At 40.6% G+C, this 18,250-nt stretch carries 22 protein-coding genes; 10 read left to right on the forward strand and 12 right to left on the reverse strand.

The annotated features are described in order from the left end of the window. The 12 genes from BZK24_RS01055 to BZK24_RS01110 form a co-directional block, all read right to left on the reverse strand. On the reverse strand, positions 1-1,360 hold a 1,360-nt coding region (locus BZK24_RS01055), incomplete at its 3' end, for a SabA family sialic acid-binding adhesin (protein WP_341537508.1). A 286-nt stretch (positions 1,361-1,646) separates the two neighbouring features. Next, complete coding sequence (gene rpsR, locus BZK24_RS01060) at positions 1,647-1,904, reverse strand: 30S ribosomal protein S18 (protein WP_000440199.1); 258 nt, start codon at positions 1,902-1,904, stop codon at positions 1,647-1,649. 22 nt (positions 1,905-1,926) lie between these two features. After that, positions 1,927-2,472 carry a single-stranded DNA-binding protein gene (locus tag BZK24_RS01065; RefSeq protein WP_000482422.1) on the reverse strand — a complete coding sequence of 182 codons (546 nt, stop codon included), beginning with the start codon at positions 2,470-2,472 and terminating at the stop codon, positions 1,927-1,929. Between the two features lie 9 nt (positions 2,473-2,481). Next, a complete protein-coding gene (gene rpsF / locus BZK24_RS01070; RefSeq protein WP_001216745.1) occupies positions 2,482-2,910 on the reverse strand; it encodes a 30S ribosomal protein S6 in 429 nt (142 codons plus the stop codon). A 143-nt stretch (positions 2,911-3,053) separates the two neighbouring features. After that, positions 3,054-4,076, reverse strand: coding sequence for a DNA polymerase III subunit delta (gene holA / locus BZK24_RS01075; RefSeq protein WP_077656307.1), 1,023 nt, complete (start codon positions 4,074-4,076; stop codon positions 3,054-3,056). Then, positions 4,066-6,000 carry an RNB domain-containing ribonuclease gene (locus tag BZK24_RS01080; protein WP_001161384.1) on the reverse strand — a complete coding sequence of 645 codons (1,935 nt, stop codon included), beginning with the start codon at positions 5,998-6,000 and terminating at the stop codon, positions 4,066-4,068. Before BZK24_RS01080 ends, holA begins: the two co-directional genes overlap by 11 nt. After that, positions 6,000-6,791 (reverse strand): shikimate dehydrogenase, encoded by a 792-nt coding sequence (locus tag BZK24_RS01085; protein WP_077656308.1) that lies wholly within the window; start codon positions 6,789-6,791, stop codon positions 6,000-6,002. Before BZK24_RS01085 ends, BZK24_RS01080 begins: the two co-directional genes overlap by 1 nt. Before the next feature lie 7 nt (positions 6,792-6,798). Further along, on the reverse strand, positions 6,799-7,374 hold the full coding sequence (locus tag BZK24_RS01090; RefSeq protein WP_077656309.1) for an SH3 domain-containing protein: 576 nt from the start codon (positions 7,372-7,374) through the stop codon (positions 6,799-6,801). An 8-nt stretch (positions 7,375-7,382) separates the two neighbouring features. Then, the gene (locus tag BZK24_RS01095) at positions 7,383-8,429 is read right to left on the reverse strand and encodes a microcin C ABC transporter permease YejB (protein ID WP_077656310.1); all 1,047 of its coding nucleotides are present in this window, start codon (positions 8,427-8,429) and stop codon (positions 7,383-7,385) included. Then, positions 8,426-10,207, reverse strand: a complete 1,782-nt coding sequence (locus BZK24_RS01100; protein ID WP_077656311.1) for an extracellular solute-binding protein — start codon at positions 10,205-10,207, stop codon at positions 8,426-8,428. Before BZK24_RS01100 ends, BZK24_RS01095 begins: the two co-directional genes overlap by 4 nt. Beyond that, positions 10,208-11,188 carry a tryptophan--tRNA ligase gene (gene trpS, locus BZK24_RS01105; protein ID WP_171972361.1) on the reverse strand — a complete coding sequence of 327 codons (981 nt, stop codon included), beginning with the start codon at positions 11,186-11,188 and terminating at the stop codon, positions 10,208-10,210. 70 nt (positions 11,189-11,258) lie between these two features. Continuing rightward, complete coding sequence (locus BZK24_RS01110; protein WP_171972362.1) at positions 11,259-11,987, reverse strand: malonyl-ACP O-methyltransferase; 729 nt, start codon at positions 11,985-11,987, stop codon at positions 11,259-11,261. A 116-nt stretch (positions 11,988-12,103) separates the two neighbouring features. On the opposite strand from BZK24_RS01110, the gene secG reads away from it, so the two are divergent. From secG to BZK24_RS01160, 10 genes are all read left to right on the forward strand, one after another. Beyond that, positions 12,104-12,700 (forward strand): preprotein translocase subunit SecG, encoded by a 597-nt coding sequence (gene secG / locus BZK24_RS01115; protein ID WP_001875440.1) that lies wholly within the window; start codon positions 12,104-12,106, stop codon positions 12,698-12,700. Then, entirely contained in the window at positions 12,700-13,257 is a 558-nt protein-coding gene (gene frr, locus BZK24_RS01120) for a ribosome recycling factor (RefSeq protein WP_000938329.1), read from the forward strand. Before secG ends, frr begins: the two co-directional genes overlap by 1 nt. 3 nt (positions 13,258-13,260) lie before the next feature. After that, positions 13,261-13,866: an orotate phosphoribosyltransferase gene (gene pyrE / locus BZK24_RS01125; RefSeq protein ID WP_000351602.1), complete on the forward strand. Its 606-nt coding sequence runs from the start codon at positions 13,261-13,263 to the stop codon at positions 13,864-13,866. Continuing rightward, positions 13,856-14,320 (forward strand): RDD family protein, encoded by a 465-nt coding sequence (locus tag BZK24_RS01130; protein ID WP_077656314.1) that lies wholly within the window; start codon positions 13,856-13,858, stop codon positions 14,318-14,320. Before pyrE ends, BZK24_RS01130 begins: the two co-directional genes overlap by 11 nt. Continuing rightward, positions 14,317-15,006, forward strand: a complete 690-nt coding sequence (locus BZK24_RS01135) for an SIR2 family NAD-dependent protein deacylase (protein WP_077656315.1) — start codon at positions 14,317-14,319, stop codon at positions 15,004-15,006. Before BZK24_RS01130 ends, BZK24_RS01135 begins: the two co-directional genes overlap by 4 nt. Positions 15,007-15,113: 107 nt before the next feature. After that, positions 15,114-15,515 carry an NAD(P)H-quinone oxidoreductase subunit 3 gene (locus BZK24_RS01140; RefSeq protein ID WP_001183540.1) on the forward strand — a complete coding sequence of 134 codons (402 nt, stop codon included), beginning with the start codon at positions 15,114-15,116 and terminating at the stop codon, positions 15,513-15,515. Then, entirely contained in the window at positions 15,515-15,994 is a 480-nt protein-coding gene (gene nuoB / locus BZK24_RS01145; RefSeq protein ID WP_001183508.1) for a NuoB/complex I 20 kDa subunit family protein, read from the forward strand. Before BZK24_RS01140 ends, nuoB begins: the two co-directional genes overlap by 1 nt. Beyond that, positions 15,994-16,791: an NADH-quinone oxidoreductase subunit C gene (locus BZK24_RS01150; protein ID WP_001874353.1), complete on the forward strand. Its 798-nt coding sequence runs from the start codon at positions 15,994-15,996 to the stop codon at positions 16,789-16,791. The genes nuoB and BZK24_RS01150 overlap by 1 nt, the downstream gene beginning before the upstream one ends. 1 nt (position 16,792) lies before the next feature. After that, the gene (gene nuoD / locus BZK24_RS01155) at positions 16,793-18,022 is read left to right on the forward strand and encodes an NADH dehydrogenase (quinone) subunit D (protein WP_000068212.1); all 1,230 of its coding nucleotides are present in this window, start codon (positions 16,793-16,795) and stop codon (positions 18,020-18,022) included. After that, on the forward strand, positions 18,019-18,249 hold the full coding sequence (locus BZK24_RS01160) for an NADH-ubiquinone oxidoreductase subunit E family protein (RefSeq protein WP_000819165.1): 231 nt from the start codon (positions 18,019-18,021) through the stop codon (positions 18,247-18,249). The genes nuoD and BZK24_RS01160 overlap by 4 nt, the downstream gene beginning before the upstream one ends. Position 18,250: the final 1 nt, after the last annotated feature.

Genomic DNA, 18,250 nt, shown 5'->3' on the forward strand with positions numbered 1-18,250 from the left:
GCACATAAGCGCAACCGGAAGCGAAAGTTTGAGTGGTAACTGTGCCAGGAGCTGAACCTTGTGTGCCACCAGTGCCAGCTGTTGAGGGGTTGTTGCATGTGGCTAAAAAGTCTGTAACAAAACTTTTAAAAGTCCCGCTAAGATTTTCAGGGTTAATGGCTTGCCCCACTTGATGGGATAAATCGAGCATTTTGGCTTGCGCGCTGGCGTTAGCGAGCATGCCTTGCGCAAAACTGGCGTCTGTGAAAGGGTTGAAAGGCTTGCCTCCACTGCCTCCCACTTGTTGAGCTGATTGCTCGTTACTATTAATGGCGCTCGTTTGATTGACAAGCTCTTGCGCGTCCGTGATCATCTTTTGGATCGCGCTGATTTCTTGTTTAAAAGTGCACAAACCCCCCGAAGTCGGGCTCATCTGTGGGCCACCACTCTTATTAGCTACGTTAAACCATGGGCATGCGTCGTTGATGGTGTTGATGAGCGTGCTCGCTTGCGCTAAGAGCGCTTGAGCGCTATTAGGCACTCCGTTTAATTGGTTAGTGATTTCGGTGTAGGAGACACCTGATGTATTACCTGATGCTCTCGAATCAACGACTTTTGAACTGATCGTGGTGGTTACGGTTTTGCCGTCTATGGTTTGGGTTGTAGTCTTGGTTCCACCGTTTCGCCCGTTGCTATTTCCACTGTTGCCCACTATACCAAATAGTGACGGATTGCAGTTATTATTCCCTTCCCCTGAGCATGTGTAAGTGTAGGTTACATTGACCGTCCCGTTGTTTTCTTTGAGCGCGGGCAAGCTTTTTTTTAACGCCGTTTGGAGGATTTGATAGGCTTCGTTAATCTTTTTCATGTTATCAATACTCATAACGCCCTCTCTTCCAATTCCCAGATTGTTATATCCGCAAGTGATGGAAGTGGATCGATACCCTGGCTCGTTGTTGAAGATGGTGGTTGAAGAGGTGCTTTTTTGATTACCATTACCCCCGCATTGCGTGGCATAGCCTAAGACATTCCAAAACCCTACCGCCGCATTGATCGCTAAAAGCACGGCTTGATAGGCCGGGGAATTTTTGGTATCGCCGATCAAGTTCTTCGCGCTCGCGCCCAGGTTTTCACGCGCCGCGTTGATCGCGCTCGGGTCAGAGGCCAATTGGATGAAGGTGTTTAATTTGCTGTATCTGGTTAAAAGCTTGCTCAAGTTTTCATAGTTGTCTGAAAGCTGTTGGATGCCTTTGGTGTTGGTTACCATTTGAGCGGCTTCACCGATTTGATAGCCTACGCTTGTGTAAAAGCCGTCGTCTTCAGCGCTCAAAGTGGAAACCAAAAGCGAGCCTAAAGTTAATGAAAGGATGTGTTTTTTCATGTTTTCTCCTTTTCTCCTTTTTAAATTGGATTTAGTATTAGGGATTTCATACATTCATTAGAATGCATTTGCATTGGAATGCATTTGGAGTATTATAGCATAAAGCGTTTTTTTTGTCATTTTCTTAAAAATTTTGTCATTTTTTTGATTTTTTGCGTTACTTTTGAACGCTTTTAATTGGATTTTAAAAACGCTTTTAACGCTTTTACAACCAATATTTAACAAAAATAGAGCCAAGATTAAACAAGATAAAAGGGCATGCCCCCTATTAGCCCTAATCAAAAATTTAGTGCTGTTTAAAAGGGCTATCCACGACTTTTTTCCTGTCCACAACATAGGGGATTAAAGCCATGTGGCGGGCTCTTTTGATCGCCACTTCCACCCTCTCTTGCCACTTTTTGCTATTGCCTGTCAATCTCCTTGGCATGATTTTATAGCGCTCTGATAGCGTGTGCTTGAGCATGTCTAAATCTTTATAGTCAATAAAGCTGATTTTAGCTTCAGTGTATTTGCAATAGCGTTTTGAATAGCGTTTTCTTTCCATAATGTCTCCTTAATTTTAACCCTTAAAAGGGGATTTCTTCTTCATCAATATTGATTTCAGGCACGCTGTTTTGATACTTGGACGGCTGTGCTTGTAAATTCTCTTTAGCGTAAGCGTTTTGCGCATAACTTGGGGCTTGGTTAAAAGGATCCTGGCTAGGAGCGTTGTAATTGGTGGGATAAGCGTTGTTGGAATTTTCATGCATCATGCTATCTTGCATAGCGTTTGCTTGGGGATTGTCTGACTTTTTATCCATAAATTGCAACGAGTCCGCTGTGATAGTGTGGCGGGAATTTTTTTTACCCGTTTGATCCATCCAGCTCTCATAAGTCAAACGCCCTTCTATCAAAACGCTTGAACCCTTGCTCAAATACTGGTTAGCGATTTCAGCCGTTCGCCCAAACAAACGCGCATCTATGAAGCACACCTCTTCGCCTAGCGTGCCGTCTTGCTTTTTGAAACGCCTGCTTGTGGCTAAACCTATTGTAGCCGCAGCCGAACCGCTAGGCAAATATTTCAACTCCACATTCCTAGTCAAACGCCCTACCATAATCACTTTATTAAACATGATAAGCCCTTATTCGCTATGAGATCCTACGCTTTCTGCTTCCTCTGCGTGATGAGAATGCGCGTGTTCGGTTTTTTCGTGTTTTTCTTTAGCGTGCGATGGCTTTTTATTAGCCCTATCCACTAACGCATGCCACGCTTCCACTTCTTTCTTGCTTTCGTATTTGATCACAATGAAACGCAACACATCTTCATTGATGCGATACAATCGTTCAAGCTCTAAAATCATGGACGGCTCTGCTTTGAAATACGCCACATAATAATAGCCTCTTTTGTGCTTTTTGATTTCATAAGCCAAATTACGCATGCCCATATCCAGGCTCGTTTCAATCACGCCATGGTGCTTAGTGATCACTTCTCTATAAAACTCAATTTTGGATTTAATCTCTTCTTCTACTAAAGTAGGTTTGAGAATAAACATCGTTTCATAATGCCTCATCCATTCTCCTTGTGGTTGTATAGCCCTTTTTTTACTAAAAAAGAGCAAGGTCTAAAAAACTTTCAATTATACCTTGCTTTCGCTTGTTTTTGGATTAAATTGAGTTTTATTAGTAATATTAAAGCTCAAAACCAGTTCATTTTTCAAGGGTTAATGATTTTTTGAATGGGGGTCAAATACAAAAAGCCCAATTCCTTTTGCCCTTGCATGCTTTGAAGGTGCCATAACCTAAAAATTTCAAAAACCCTCTTATAGCCGGCTTCTTTCAAACGCAAGGCGTTTTTAGCGTAATTTTCAACAATTTCTTTAGGAGGAGCGTAGCCTAAAACCTCTTTAGCGTCCACTAAACCGGTCGTTTTAATATGAGCGAAAAATAAAAAAAGCTGGTAAAAATAGCGCTCTAACCCCCTTAAAATATCCGCATCTTTTTTGCCCTCTTTTAACAAATAATCATAAATATCAAGGACGCTTTTTTTCAAAAAAAGCCCTAAAATGAGCTTTTGCAAATCCATATCCCCCGCATTGGAGCTTAATTCTTGAATGTCTTCTAAAGTGATGGGCGCCTTTAAAACCGCTAGCTTGTCTAAATCGTTAAATGAAATGCTTAAATCTTCGTTATTGGTTTCAAAAAGAGCGTTTAAAAGATGGCTGCTGATATCTAAATGTAAAACACTAGCCCTTTCTTGCAAGAATTTCAAACTCTCCCAAGTTTTAGGGGTAAAAAAGCGCGCGCAGATCGCTTCATCTTTCAAGGGGCTTTTTTGGAAAAATTTAACGATAGCATCGCTAGTGTATTTGTATTTGGTGGTGTCGCTTTTAGAGTTATAAAGCCCTATGATAAGCCTGTTATGGCTAGGCCGCTCTAGGGCTTTTAAAAAAAGATTTATATCATTTTCTTTAAATTTCTTATGCAGCGCAAAATCCAGTTTTAAAACGACTAGACTGCTCCCTCCAAATAAAGAATCCTGCTCTAAAAGAGTCGCAATTTGGCTTTTTTCATAATCGCTCGCATAAAAAAGCGAAGTTTCTGTGTCAGGGTTATTGCATTTAAAAAGCGCGCTAATCGTTTGAATATAATAATGGATGAAAAAATCAAACTCCCCATACAAAAACACCGCTTTAGGGAGGCGTTGTTTTAAATAATGGTCCAAATCTTTACGATACATGCTCTTTAATCCTTTCTGTGATTTCGCCTCTAACTTGCCCTAAAATCAAATCCGCATGCGTGATTGTAACGCGCACCTTTTCTAAAGGTTTAAAAACCTTGTTCGTTTTGACTAAAACTTTAAGCCCTATTAATTCTTTTAGCCCCACCACCACCCAATCTTTAACCTCCAAAACAACGCCCAAAAATTCTTTTTCTAAAAGTTCTAAAGCTAAGCGAGCGAATTTGCGTTTGATAAAATCCCTTTCAATCAAAGCGGCCTTTTTTTGCAAAGCGTTCAACTCAGCACATAATTCAGGCGTTTCTTCTAACAAATACGAGCAGCCTTTAGCCTGATGGAACAACAATTCTTTTAAAAGCCTGTGTAAGGCTAAATCGCTGTATCGTCTAATGGGCGAAGTGAAATGCGTATAGCTAGCAAACCCCAAACCAAAATGGCTTTCTTGCATGGGGCTATAAAGGGCTAAATTTTGAGACTTAATAATCAAGCGTGAAATTTCTCTTTCTATACTCTTTTCTTGGGCTATCTTTAAGGCATGCTCTAAAAAAGGAAAAAAGCCCATGTTTTTAGGGCGAACAATCTCATAATCAAAAAGCTTGTCGTAGAGGCGTTTTTGCTGCTCCAAACTCGGCTCTTTGTGGGTGCGGTATATCCCTTTATTTTGAAAATGCTCATCTAATAACCCTGCGCTAGACTGGTTGGCTAACAGCATGGCTTCTTCTATAAGGGTGTGCGCGCTGCTTTCTTTTTCTGTTTCAATTTTTTCTATACGCCCTTCTTCATTCAAATACAGCTTGTTTTCAAACGAGTTGAAATTAAACCCTTTTTTTAAACGCTCCTTTTTTAACTTTAAAGCCACTTCTAAAAACCCCAAAAGGCTTTGTTGCAAATCTTTATCTAAAGAGCTTTGATTAGCGCTTAAAAAATGATTGATTTCTTCATAAGTGCAATTAGCCCTAACTTCAATAACGCCTTGAAATAATCGGGCGTTTTTCAAATTATCTAAAGGGATTTCATACACTAAAGCCAGGCGTTTTTCAAACGCTTTTAATGAGCATGCCCCTTGAGACAAACTCAAAGGCAGCATGGGATAGACGCTGTTAGGGAAATACACGCTAAAGCCCCTAATCCTAGCTTCCTTATCCAAACTGGAATGTTTCGGCACAAATTCGCTCACATCAGCAACCGCCACAAACAAAACCCTTTTTTCTTGGTCATAAAAAATCGCATCGTCAAAGTCTTTAGCGTCTTTGGGGTCAATGGTGATAAAAGGGATGTGAGAATAATTGATCCTGTCTTTAAAATCGCTCGCTTTGAGTTGCGCATAATGTTGGGCTAAATTCAAGCAATCTTTTGAAAAATCCTTCACCCTGTCAAAAAGGCTCAAAGAAAGGTTTTCATCTATTAAAGGGTCTTCTAAAGCCCCTAAAATTTCGCTGATTTCACGCTTTTTAAGATCGATCTTTACCACGCAATGCCTAGGCAATTCTAATAAGGATTTTTGGCTGTGCTTTAAAGAAACAGGTTTTTTAAAAGGCTCTTTAAAAGGGATAGCCACAATCTGGTTTTTTTCTTTAGCCAAGTAAGCTATCATCGTGCGATCTGCATTTAAAAGAGTGGCTTTAAAAAAGGCTATGGGGCGTTTTTTAGAACATTCTATTTGGCATAAAATCAAAGCGTCTGTTTTAAAAGAGGGGGGTAAATTTTTGATTAAAGGGTCTTTGGGGTAATTTTTCGCTAAAGAAATGAAAAACGCCTTATTTTTTACTTTTTCAACTTTGCCTATATCAAAGCCTTCTTTTAAAAAATAGCGATCCCTGTTTGATCGAAGCGCTTCTTTTAAAACACCCTTTTCTACTAGGGGGGCGAATCGCTTAGGGATCTTTTTAACCCCAAAAAACAGGCTTCTTAAAAACCCTTGCATCAAAAAACGCTTCGCATGACTTCAAACGCCTTTGAATAAGGGATTTGAGAAGCGCTGAATTTTTCAAAACTTAAAGCAGCTTGATAGATGAGCATGTCTTTCCCGTCTTGAAAAGGGATTTCTAACTCTTTAGCCAGAGATAAAAAGGGCGTTAAAAACCCATACGCCAAATCATAAGCGAGTTTGCCCTCTTTAAAATACCCTTTCAAAACCTCTTTATTTAAAGGCAATTCGTGATTCAAACTCGCTGAAGTGGCGTTAATGATCAAATCAAAAGCGCTTTTAGGAGGATCCATGAAACAATCACAGCCCAAGCGTTGGAAAAAATCCAATCCCCTAGCAGAGCGGTTTAACACGCTCACTTTCAAGCCTTGTTTTTGTAATTCGCACGCTAAAGCCTTAGCGCTCCCCCCAGAGCCTAAAATCAGAGCGCTCTGGTAGCCCTCACCTCCCAAAGAGAGCCAGAAACCCAAAGCGTCGGTATTGTAACCCACAAGCTCATCATTTTCTACAACAAGCGTATTGACTGCTCCGCATTCAAGCGCAATACCTTTGATCTTATCGCAAACTTGAAACGCCCTTTCTTTAAAGGGTAAGGTTACATTAGCCCCACTCAATCCTAAATGCAAGAACTCGCTTTTGATGTGGCTTTCTAAAGGGAGTAATATGGGGTGGTAATGCCCCAAAAACCCTAATTCTTTTTGAAAAGTTAAAAAACAAGCGTTATGGATTAAGGGCGATTTGGAATGCTTAATGGGATTTCCCAAAACCCCAAAAGATTTTAATTTCATTATTCTTTCATTCAGCCTTTTTTAAAAGTTTTAAAAACACATAGCCCTTTGTTTTATTAGAAAATTCAATTTTAGCCCAATCGTTTTGGATTTCTAAAACCTTCACGCTTTTATCTTTTGCAAGCAATCCCAAGATTTTACCTTTTGTGCTAGGAAAAGCGCGCACATTCACGCCACTGACTGCGACTTTATACTCTAAAGGTTTTTTTCCCATTAAGGGGGTTGTAGGGGTTTTTTGATTGTTTTGAGTGGGTGAGGCACTGTTTTGTTTAGGTTCGTTTTCTTTTTCTTGCTCTTGTTTGGTTTCTTTTTCTTGTGCGGCTGTGTCTAAAGGTGGCGCTGTGTCTTTGGTGGGGCTTTCTTCTGTAGCGGTTGTGGTCGTGTTGGCTTCTTCTTTAGGCGAAAGCGCGCTGTTTTGGCGCTCTGTCTCGTTTTTTTCTAAATTCTGGCTTATTGGAGCGCTGTCTTTTTTCACGTAAAAACCAAGCGCAGCATGCACTAAAGCATACAACAACATGAACGCCAAAACCACCAACAAAGGCCGCACAAAAAGTTTTAAAGAAGATTTCATTTCAGTTTTCATTCCTACCCTCAACGCTTTTCAAAATCAATCCTAGGGTCAATCGCCACGCAGAGCAAATCGCTTATCAAACTCGCTACCAAACCTAAAAGCGTGAAAATATAAAGCGAACCAAACACGACAGGATAATCCCTACTCACAATGCTTTCATACCCTAAAAGCCCTAACCCATCCAGGCTAAAAACAATTTCTATCAATAAGCTTGAGCTAAAAAACATGCCCAAAAAAGCTTGCGGAAAACCCGCCACCACTAATAAAATCGCATTGCGGAACACATGCGCATAAAAAATACGCCCCACTGAACAGCCCTTAGCCTTAGCGCTCACCACATAGAGTTTGCCCATTTCATCTAAAAAAGAGTTTTTCACTAAAAGCGTAAGGCTTGCAAAACCCCCCAAAGAAATGCAAAGAACGGGCAAAGTGATATGCCATAAATAATCCTTGATTTTGCCTAATGCGCTCAAGCTTTCAAAATTATCGCTCACCAGCCCCTTTAAAGGGAACCAGTGCCAATAATTCCCTCCAGCAAAAAACACGATCAACACCACCGCAAACAAAAAGGCCGGGATAGCGTTAGCGACAATGATCACCACGCTGCTTAGCACATCTAAAGGCTCGTTATTGCGTTTGGCCTTGAAAATCCCTAAAGGGATAGAAATAAGATAGATCAAAAGCGTGCTAAAAAGCCCTAACGAAATGGATACGGGCAATTTTTCCTTAATCAAATCTATCACTTTAATCTGGCGATAAAAGCTCTCCCCAAAATCAAATTGCAGGTATTTTTTGAGCATGAGAAGGTAGCGCTCCCCTATAGGCTTGTCAAAACCATAGAGTTTTTTTAAATTTTCTAACAAATCGCTCTCCAACCCTTGAGACGCCCTATACGAACGCTCTTTAACAACGCCTTGAATCTCTTTGGACTGCGTGTTATTGATTTTAGCCATCATCTGCTCTATAGGCCCTCTAGGAGCCGATTGGATCAAAAAGAAATTAATCGTCATGATGGCTAATAAAGTAGGGATAATCAAAAGCAAGCGTTTGAGGATGTAGGCAATCATTTAGGACCCCTTTCTTTTTTTATCCACCATAAATACGGCGAAAATCCATAGCTAGGGCTGATTTCAGGCATGCCAATGTAATTATACGCTGCGATCCTGTAATTAGGCAAATAAAAATGCGGTATCACATAAAACCCCCACAACAACACCCTATCCATCGCTTGAATGGCAGCTAATTGCTCCTTATAATCTTTAGCGTTAATGATTTTTTCAATCAAATCATCTACCGCTTTACTAGAGATTCCTGCATAATTCCTTGTGCCTTTTTCTTTAGCGCTCAAAGAGCCAAAATAAAAGCGTTGCTCATTACCCGGGAAAGACGATTGGCCTATCACTCCTACAATCATGTCAAAATCATAGCTTTTGAGCCGATTGACATACTGGCTTAAATCCACTCTTTGGATTTTCATTTCAATCCCTAACACCCTTAAGTTTTTAGCAAAGGCTAGGGCCAGTCTTTCAAAGGCCGGGCTGTTTAAAAGCAAAGTGAAACTAAACGGCTTGTTATTCTTATCCACTAAACGCATGTTTTTGTAAGAAAAGCCCGTGCTTTTCAAAAGGTTTTGGGCGTATTTTAAATTTTCCCTCAAATTATAGCCTAAAACATCAACCCCATCGGTTCTAGGCACGATATAAGGCTCTTTAAAAACCCTTTCATCCAAACTCTTTTCATAAGGAGCTAGCAGGGCTTTTTCTTCAGGGCTTGGGAGAGGGGGGGACGCATAGATAGAGTTACTGAAAAAACTGGTGGTGCGCTTGTATTGCGAAAAAAACAAATTTTTATTCGCCCATTCAAAATCAAACGCATAAAATAAGGCTTCACGCACCCTTTTATCCTTAAAAATTTCTCGGCGCGTGTTGAAGAAAAACCCTTGCATGCCGCTTGGCATTTTGTGGGCTATGAGGTATTTAGTGATTTTTTTATTATCCATAGCTTTCCCCACATAGCCCCTAGCCCAAACCTTAGCCGTGCTTTCAAGACGCCAATCATACGCCCCGCTTAAAAAAGCCTGTAAAGCGACGGTTTCATCTTTGTAATACTCAAATTTGATCTCATCAAAATTGAATTGCCCCTTTCTGCTGGGCAAATTCCTCGCCCAATAATTAGGGTTTCTTTGGTAGGTGATTTTCTTGCCCACATCAAAAGAAGCGATCACATAAGGACCGCTAGAAACAGGAATGAGTAAGGGGTTTTTTTCAAAATAATCCTTTTGAAACGCTTTTTTGGAAAAGATCTGCAACTGCCCTAAAATGAGAGGCAATTCTTTATTTTCAGTGGTTTTGAAAATGAATTTAACATGGTGTTTGTCTAAAATAACCGCCTTTTTAACATCTTGGTAATACTGCCTATAAATGGGCGATCCTAATTTCATGATCGTATCAAAGCTAAACTTCACATCGCTCGCTAAAATGGGAGCGTTATTGCTGAATCTCGCTCTTTTGTCTAAGGTAAAAATCACATAGCTGTTATCCTTAGCCACTTCTGCGTCTTTAGCGATCAAAGGGTATTCGGCAAAAGGTTCGTCCAAACTTTGCACCATTAAAGTGTCATAAATGAGATCCAAGCCTTCGGCTTTAGTGCCTTTAAGCGCGAAAGGGTTAAGGCTATCAAAAGTCCCTATGGCGTCATTTCTTAAGACACCGCCCTTTCTAGCGTTAGGGTTAGCGTATTCAAAATGCGTGAAATTGTCTTTATATTTAGGCTCTTCGCCCAAGTATAAATAAGGCGTAGCCTTAAGGAAACAAAACACTCCTAACCATAAACTTAAAATTTTCATCTAAACCAACCCCATCAATTCTTTAGCCTTTTGGTAAGTCGCCCTCGCTAAAGGTCTGGCTTTTTCTACACCACCATTTAAAATGGCTTTCACCTCATCATCGCTGATTTCTTGGTATTTTTCTTGGATAGGTTTTAAAGCCTGGATCACCACTTCAGCCAATTCCTTTTTAAAATCCCCATAGCCCTTATTTTTGAAACGCTCTTCTATGTTTTCTGGGCTTTCATTGCTTAAAAGCATGTAGATATTCAAAAGGTTAAAGATGCCCTCTCTTGTTTCATCAAATGCAATAACGCCCATAGAATCCGTGGCCGCTTTTTTGATTTTTTTCACAATAATGTCCGGCTCATCTAAAAGAAAAATCGCATGGTTAGCCCCTTGATGCGATTTACTCATCTTCACTTTTGGATCATCTAGCCCCATAACCCTTGCCCCCACTTTAGCGATCAAAGGCTCTGGCACTTTAAAGCAGTTCCCAAAATCCCTGTTAAATTTTTCTGCAACATTTCGCGTGAGCTCTAAATGCTGTTTTTGATCTTCGCCCACTGGCACTAAATCGCTTTGGTATAACAAAATGTCTGACGCCATCAAAATAGGGTAATTGAAAAGCCCCACATTCACGCTTTTAGGGTTTTTTAAAGACTTGTCTTTGAATTGCGTCATTCGTTGCATTTCCCCCATAGACACCTGACAATTTAATAGCCATGCTAAAGCTGGGTGCTCATCCACTTCACTTTGAATGAATAACCCCGATTGCTTAGGATTAATCCCGCAAGCTAAAAGCAATTTGACTAACTCATAGGTTTGGGATTTTAAAAATGCAGGATCTATGGGTAGAGTGATCGCATGCGAATTGACGACGCAAAAAAGGTTTTCATATTCATCTTGCATCTCTACCCAATGCTTGATCGCTCCTAAATAGTTGCCCAAATGGATTTGCCCGGTCGGTTGGATGCCTGAAAAGACTCGTTTTTTGTGCATGTTGTTTCTCGTTGTTTTAGTTAGTGTTATTGTAACCACCTAATTTTAATATTTTAATTTGTCTTAGTTTTTAAGAACGCTTGATCCCCGAAAAGAGTAACACTTCATAGCTCAATTTTTCAAACGCCATGTTTTGAAAAAAATGTTTTTTTTGCTTGAAACTCAGCGTTGAACCCCCCAAAAGACCGCATTTTTTAAGGTAATTCAAGCAATCTTGTTTGCGGTTGAAATAAAGGGCGAAGCGCTTGTTTTCTAATTCTATTTGAAAATGTTTAAAGGCGTTTTTAATCAAGGATTTGAGCGTTTTGAGATCCCTTAAAGGCGAAGGCGTGCCTAAAAACTCATGCACTTCATGCAAACTAAAATCCGTATGGATAGCTAAAGCGGCCTCCTTACTAGAAAGAGCGATTTTTTCTAAAACGCTTTTTAAATCCCTAGCCCATTGTAAAGATGAAGAAGACACAACCAGATCGTAATCGCAAAAAACATGTTCTTCAAAATCCGCATGCTCTAAAGAGATTTTTTGAATATTAATAGAATGCGTGGGGTGTAATTTGAGCATGTTCATGGAATTATCCAAAGCGATAAACTCTTCAATCACAATATTTTGCCGCTCTAAAGCGTTAAAAACAGCCCCACTCCCTGATCCGAGATCCAAAACTTTAGCGTAACGTTTTTGTTTTAAAAATTGGACAAGATGAATAGCGATTTGTTGCTGGATATGGGCAAAGAGGTGATAAGTTTTGGCATGCTTATTGAATGCAAGCTGATTGAATGAATAAAAAGAGTCCAACACCACCGCCTTAACGCACTACCTTGAAAATTAAAACTAAATTTTAGTGTATTCTTAGCAAATTTTAGATAAGATTAAGCCTAATTTTTTCTAAATTTTAGGGATTTAAGGAATCAGTGTTTATGACAAGTGCTCTGTTAGGCTTACAAATTGTTTTAGCGGTATTGATTGTGGTGGTGGTTTTGTTGCAAAAAAGTTCTAGCATCGGCTTAGGGGCTTATAGCGGGAGCAACGATTCTTTATTTGGTGCTAAAGGACCCGCAAGCTTTATGGCGAAAATGACCATGTTTTTAGGCTTATTGTTTGTCATCAACACCATCGCTTTGGGCTATTTTTACAACAAAGAATACGGCAAAAGCGTTTTAGATGAAACTAAAACCAACAAAGAGCTTTCGCCCTTAGTCCCTGCCACCGGCACGCTTAACCCTACGCTTAATCCCACATTAAACCCAACGCTCAACCCTTTAGAGCAAGCCCCCACTAATCCTTTAATGCCACAACAAACGCCTAACGAACTCCCTAAAGAGCCAGCCAAAACGCCTTCTGTTGAAAGCCCCAAACAGAATGAAAAAAATGAAAAAAATGACGCCAAAGAGAATGGTATAAAGGGTGTTGAAAAAACCAAAGAGAACGCCAAAACGCCCCCAACCACCCACCAAAAGCCTAAAACGCATGCGACAACCAACGCCCATACAAACCAAAAAAAGGATGAAAAATAATGTTACAAGCCATTTATAATGAAACCAAAGATTTGATGCAAAAAAGCATTCAAGCTTTAAACAGGGATTTTTCCACTCTAAGGAGCGCGAAAGTTTCAGTCAATATTTTAGATCACATCAAAGTGGATTATTACGGCACGCCCACGGCATTAAATCAAGTCGGATCCGTGATGAGCTTGGATGCGACCACTCTTCAAATCAGCCCATGGGAAAAAAACCTGCTCAAAGAAATTGAAAGAGCCATTCAAGAAGCCAATATTGGCGTCAATCCTAATAACGACGGCGAAACGATCAAGCTTTTTTTCCCGCCCATGACAAGTGAGCAAAGAAAACTCATCGCAAAAGACGCCAAAGCAATGGGCGAAAAGGCTAAAGTGGCTGTAAGGAATATCCGCCAAGACGCCAACAACCAGGTGAAAAAATTAGAAAAAGACAAAGAAATCAGCGAAGATGAAAGCAAAAAAGCCCAAGAGCAGATCCAAAAAATCACCGATGAAGCCATTAAAAAAATTGATGAAAGCGTGAAAAACAAAGAAGATGCGATTTTAAAGGTCTAAACCATGGATATTAAGGCATGTTATCAAAACGCTCAAGCGCTATTAGAGGGGCATTTCTTGCTCAGCAGCGGGTTTCATTCCAATTATTATTTGCAATCCGCTAAAGTTTTAGAAGATCCCAAACTAGCCGAACAATTAGCGCTAGAATTAGCCAAACAAATCCAAGAAGCTCATTTGAATATTGAATGCGTATGCTCGCCGGCTATTGGGGGGATCTTGGCTGGGTATGAGCTTGCAAGGGCTTTAGGCGTGCGTTTTATCTTCACTGAAAGAGTGGATAATACCATGACATTAAGGCGTGGTTTTGAAGTCAAAAAAAACGAAAAAATTTTAGTGTGCGAAGACATCATCACTACGGGAAAATCCGCCATGGAATGCGCTAAAGTTTTAGAAGAAAAGGGCGCTCAAATCGTGGCTTTTGGCGCTTTAGCCAATCGGGGCATTTGCAAACGCACCCATTCTCATTTGAAAGCCCAAGAGGGTGCGTGTTTGCCTAGCCATTTACCCCTTTTTGCTTTAGAAGATTTTGTTTTTGACATGCACAAGCCTAGCTCTTGCCCTTTATGCGCTACTAGCGTTGCTATAAAACCGGGAAGTCGTGGCAACTAAAAAAACCAAAAAAAATAAAACTCCAGAAAAAAAGCAAGCGTTAGAAAGCCCTTTAAAAGGGCTGTATCTCTCTTTGCGTTTGAAGGCCTTTATCACCGATATTTTTATGATTTATACCCCCATGCTTTATATAATGACTTATGCGATTTTAGGGAGTGCGAAGGATTTTAGGGAAAACCAGAGCGCGATTTTTTTATGCCTGCTTTTTTATGTCCTAACGCACAGCTTTTTTATCGCTTTTAAATCCCAAAGCCCTGGCATGCGTTACGCTCAGTTTAGATTAGTCAAAAATAATGGTGAAGAAGTGGGATTTTTTTTAGCGTTGTGGCGGTTTGTTTTGTGGGTGTTGAGCATGGGGTTACTCATAGGGTTTGTTGCGCCTTTTATTTTTAAGTTTTTTTTGCATGACAAATTCAGCGGCACTCATATTGAAATTATCAAGGAGGAAACATGAAAAATTTAGTGATCTTGAGCGGGGCTGGCATTTCAGCAGAAAGCGGGATTAAAACCTTTAGGGACGCTGGCGGTTTGTGGGAAGGGCATGACATCATGGAAGTTGCTTCGCCTTATGGCTGGAAAAAGAACCCGCAAAAAGTGTTGGATTTTTACAACCAAAGGCGCCGACAGCTTTTTGAAGTTTATCCTAACAAGGCTCATAAGGCTTTAGCGGAATTGGAAAAACACTATCAAGTCCATATCATCACCCAAAATGTAGATGATTTGCATGAAAGGGCGGGTTCTTCTCGCATTTTGCACTTGCATGGGGAATTGTTGAGCGTTCGCAGCGAGAAAGATCCTAATTTGGTTTATAGGTGGGAAAAGGACTTGAATTTAGGCGACTTGGCTAAAGACAAATCGCAATTACGCCCTGATATTGTGTGGTTTGGCGAAGAGGTGCCTTTGCTTAAAGAAGCGGTTTCTTTCGTCAAACAAGCGCACCTTTTAATCATCATTGGCACTTCTTTGCAAGTCTATCCTGCCGCTAGTCTCTATACGCATGCGCATAAAGACGCCCTCATTTATTACATTGACCCTAAAGCTAAAAACGCCCGTTTGCCCCAGAATATCCAATGCATTAATGAAAGTGCGGTGCATGCCATGCAAGATTTAATGCCCAAACTCATAGAAATGGCCTCTTGAGAGATGTTAAAATAATTTTTATTTTTTCAGCTAACGATTAGCAAAAACATGGTTTAATTGCTTCCATCGTTTGCTAAAAGTAATAATTAAAGGAGTTTGAGAGCCTGATGCAACAAGCTACAGAAGCATTGAATCACCCCTATTTTGGCGTTTTTGTTTTGTTGGTATTCACCTTTTGGGTGTTTAACTTAACCTTAAGGATCCAAAGGTTTTTAAGCCGTAAAATGGCTCAAAAAAAGGGCGAAAAGCTCAAACTCGCTCCCTATGAATGCGGGCCTGTGGCTCTCAAGCAGCCTAATAGAGTGTCGCACCATTTCTATATCATGGCCATGCTTTTTATTTTATTTGATGTAGAAATCGTTTTCATGTTCCCTTGGGCGATTGATTTTAAAAAATTAGGCTTGTTCGGGCTCGTTGAAATGCTAGGCTTTGTCTTCTTTTTAACCATTGGTTTTATTTACGCTTTAAAGCGAAACGCTTTGAGCTGGCAAAAATTAGAGGTGAAATAATGCAACAAGCACCAGTCGTTCTAAGCACTTTGGATAAATTATTGAATTGGGGGCGTTCTAATTCGCTCTGGCCTTTAACCTATGGCTTGGCGTGTTGCGCGATTGAGATGATGGCAACAGGGGGTTCAAGGTTTGATTTTGACAGATTTGGCACGATTTTTAGAGCGAGTCCTAGGCAATCTGATGTGATGATCATCGCTGGCACGCTCACTAAAAAACATGCCGAGTTTATGCGCAGACTCTATGATCAAATGCCTGAGCCTAAATGGGTGATTTCTATGGGGAGTTGTGCTAATACGGGTGGGATGTTCAACACTTACGCGACTGTTCAAGGAGCGGACAGGATCGTTCCTGTGGATATTTACTTGCCCGGTTGCGCACCGCGCCCAGAGACTTTACAATACGCTCTTATGGTTTTGCAAGATAAAATCAGACGCTCTAAAGCGATCAAACAAGACGCTCCTAAAAGGTTAGTGTGATGGTAAGAAAACAATCCCCCTATGAAGATGTGCAAAAACAATCGCGCCAGCATGACCCCTATAAAATCATAGAACCCACCCCTAAAAAATATTTAGAGGGCAGCGCTTATGAGGTCATTTACAACCACCTTTCTTACAAACATGAGATTTTAGACAAATACATAGAGACTAACACGGCGGTGTTTTGGATCAAAAAAGACGATATTTTTTCTGCCGCTACGATTTTAAGGCATTTGGGTTATGAGTGTTTGAGCGAAATGAGTGCGATAGATTTGTGCGCTAAAAAAGGGCATTTTGAATTGTTTTATCAATTTGTGGGTTTTAGCGATAGCTGTAAGAACCGCCGTAGGGTGCGCGTGAAATGCGTTTTGTTGCCTAATGAGAGCGTGGATTCTTTGAGTTTTTTATACCGCTCGGCTAATTGGAGCGAAAGGGAAGCGTATGACATGCTTGGTATTGTGTTTGACAAACACCCTTATTTGAAACGCCTTATCATGCCGCATGATTGGGTAGGCCACCCTTTATTGCGTTCTTACCCGCTCAAAGGCGATGAATTCGCTCAATGGTATGAAGTGGATAAAATTTTTGGCAAAGAATACCGAGAAGTGGTGGGCAAAGAACAGAGAGACAGCGCAAGAGTGGATGAAAAAGACACTTTTAATTTCGCCAAAATTGGCTATGAGCAGGGCAAGGGTGAAGAATTAAAAGAAACAGAAGAAAAGCATGCGTTTAAGAAAATCCCTTTTGTCAAAGATTTGCACAAAATCGCCCCCACTATCTTAAAAAAGAGGCTATAAAATGGCTCAAAATTTCACGAAACTCAACCCTCAGTTTGAAAACATCATTTTTGAACATGACGATAACCAAATGATTTTAAACTTTGGCCCTCAACACCCCAGTAGCCATGGGCAATTGCGCTTGATTTTGGAATTGGAGGGCGAAAAAATCATTAAGGCTACCCCTGAAATTGGCTACTTGCATAGAGGCTGTGAAAAGTTAGGCGAAAACATGACCTATAACGAATACATGCCCACTACCGACAGATTGGATTACACTTCTTCTACCAGCAATAATTACGCTTACGCTTATGCGGTAGAGACTTTGCTCAATTTAGAAATCCCTCGCCGAGCGCAAGTGATCCGCACGATTTTACTAGAGCTTAACCGCATGATTTCACACATCTTTTTTATCAGCGTGCATGCTTTAGATGTGGGGGCGATGAGCGTGTTTTTGTATGCGTTTAAAACGAGGGAATACGGCTTGGATTTGATGGAGGATTATTGCGGGGCTAGGCTCACGCATAACGCTATAAGGATTGGGGGCGTGCCTTTGGATTTACCCCCTAATTGGCTAGAGGGCTTAAAAAAGTTTTTAGGCGAAATGAAAGAATGCAAAAAACTCATTCAAGGCTTATTGGATAAGAATCGCATTTGGCGGATGCGCTTGGAAAATGTGGGAGTTGTAACGCCCAAAATGGCGCAAAGTTGGGGCATGAGCGGCATCATGTTAAGAGGGACTGGGATCGCTTATGATATTAGAAAAGAAGAACCTTATGAGCTTTATAAAGAGCTTGATTTTGATGTGCCGGTGGGCAATTATGGCGATAGTTATGATCGGTATTGTTTGTATATGTTAGAAATTGATGAAAGCATTCGCATCATTGAACAACTCATTCCCATGTATGCTAGAACCGATACGCCTATCATGGCTCAAAATCCGCATTACATTTCCGCCCCTAAAGAAGATATAATGACGCAAAACTACGCCTTGATGCAGCATTTTGTTTTAGTGGCTCAAGGCATGCGCCCGCCCGTTGGGGAAGTGTATGCCCCCACAGAAAGCCCTAAAGGGGAATTAGGGTTTTTTATCCATTCAGAGGGCGAGCCTTACCCTCATAGACTAAAAATCAGAGCCCCTAGCTTTTATCACATTGGGGCTTTAAGCGACATTTTAGTGGGGCAATATTTAGCGGATGCAGTAACCGTGATTGGCTCAACCAATGCGGTGTTTGGCGAGGTGGATAGATGAAACGCTTTGATTTGCGCCCTTTGAAAGCAGATATTTTTAAACGATTAGAAGAATTGATTGAAAAAGAAATGCAACCTAATGAAGTCGCTATTTTCATGTTTGAAGTGGGGGATTTTTCTAATATCCCTAAGAGCGCTGAATTTATCCAATCTAAAGGGCATGAGCTTCTCAATTCTTTGCGTTTCAATCAAGCGGATTGGACGATTGTCGTGAGAAAAAAGGCTTGAT

It is taken from the genome of Helicobacter pylori (assembly GCF_001998165.1).
Classification (GTDB): Bacteria; Campylobacterota; Campylobacteria; order Campylobacterales; family Helicobacteraceae; genus Helicobacter; species Helicobacter pylori_DL.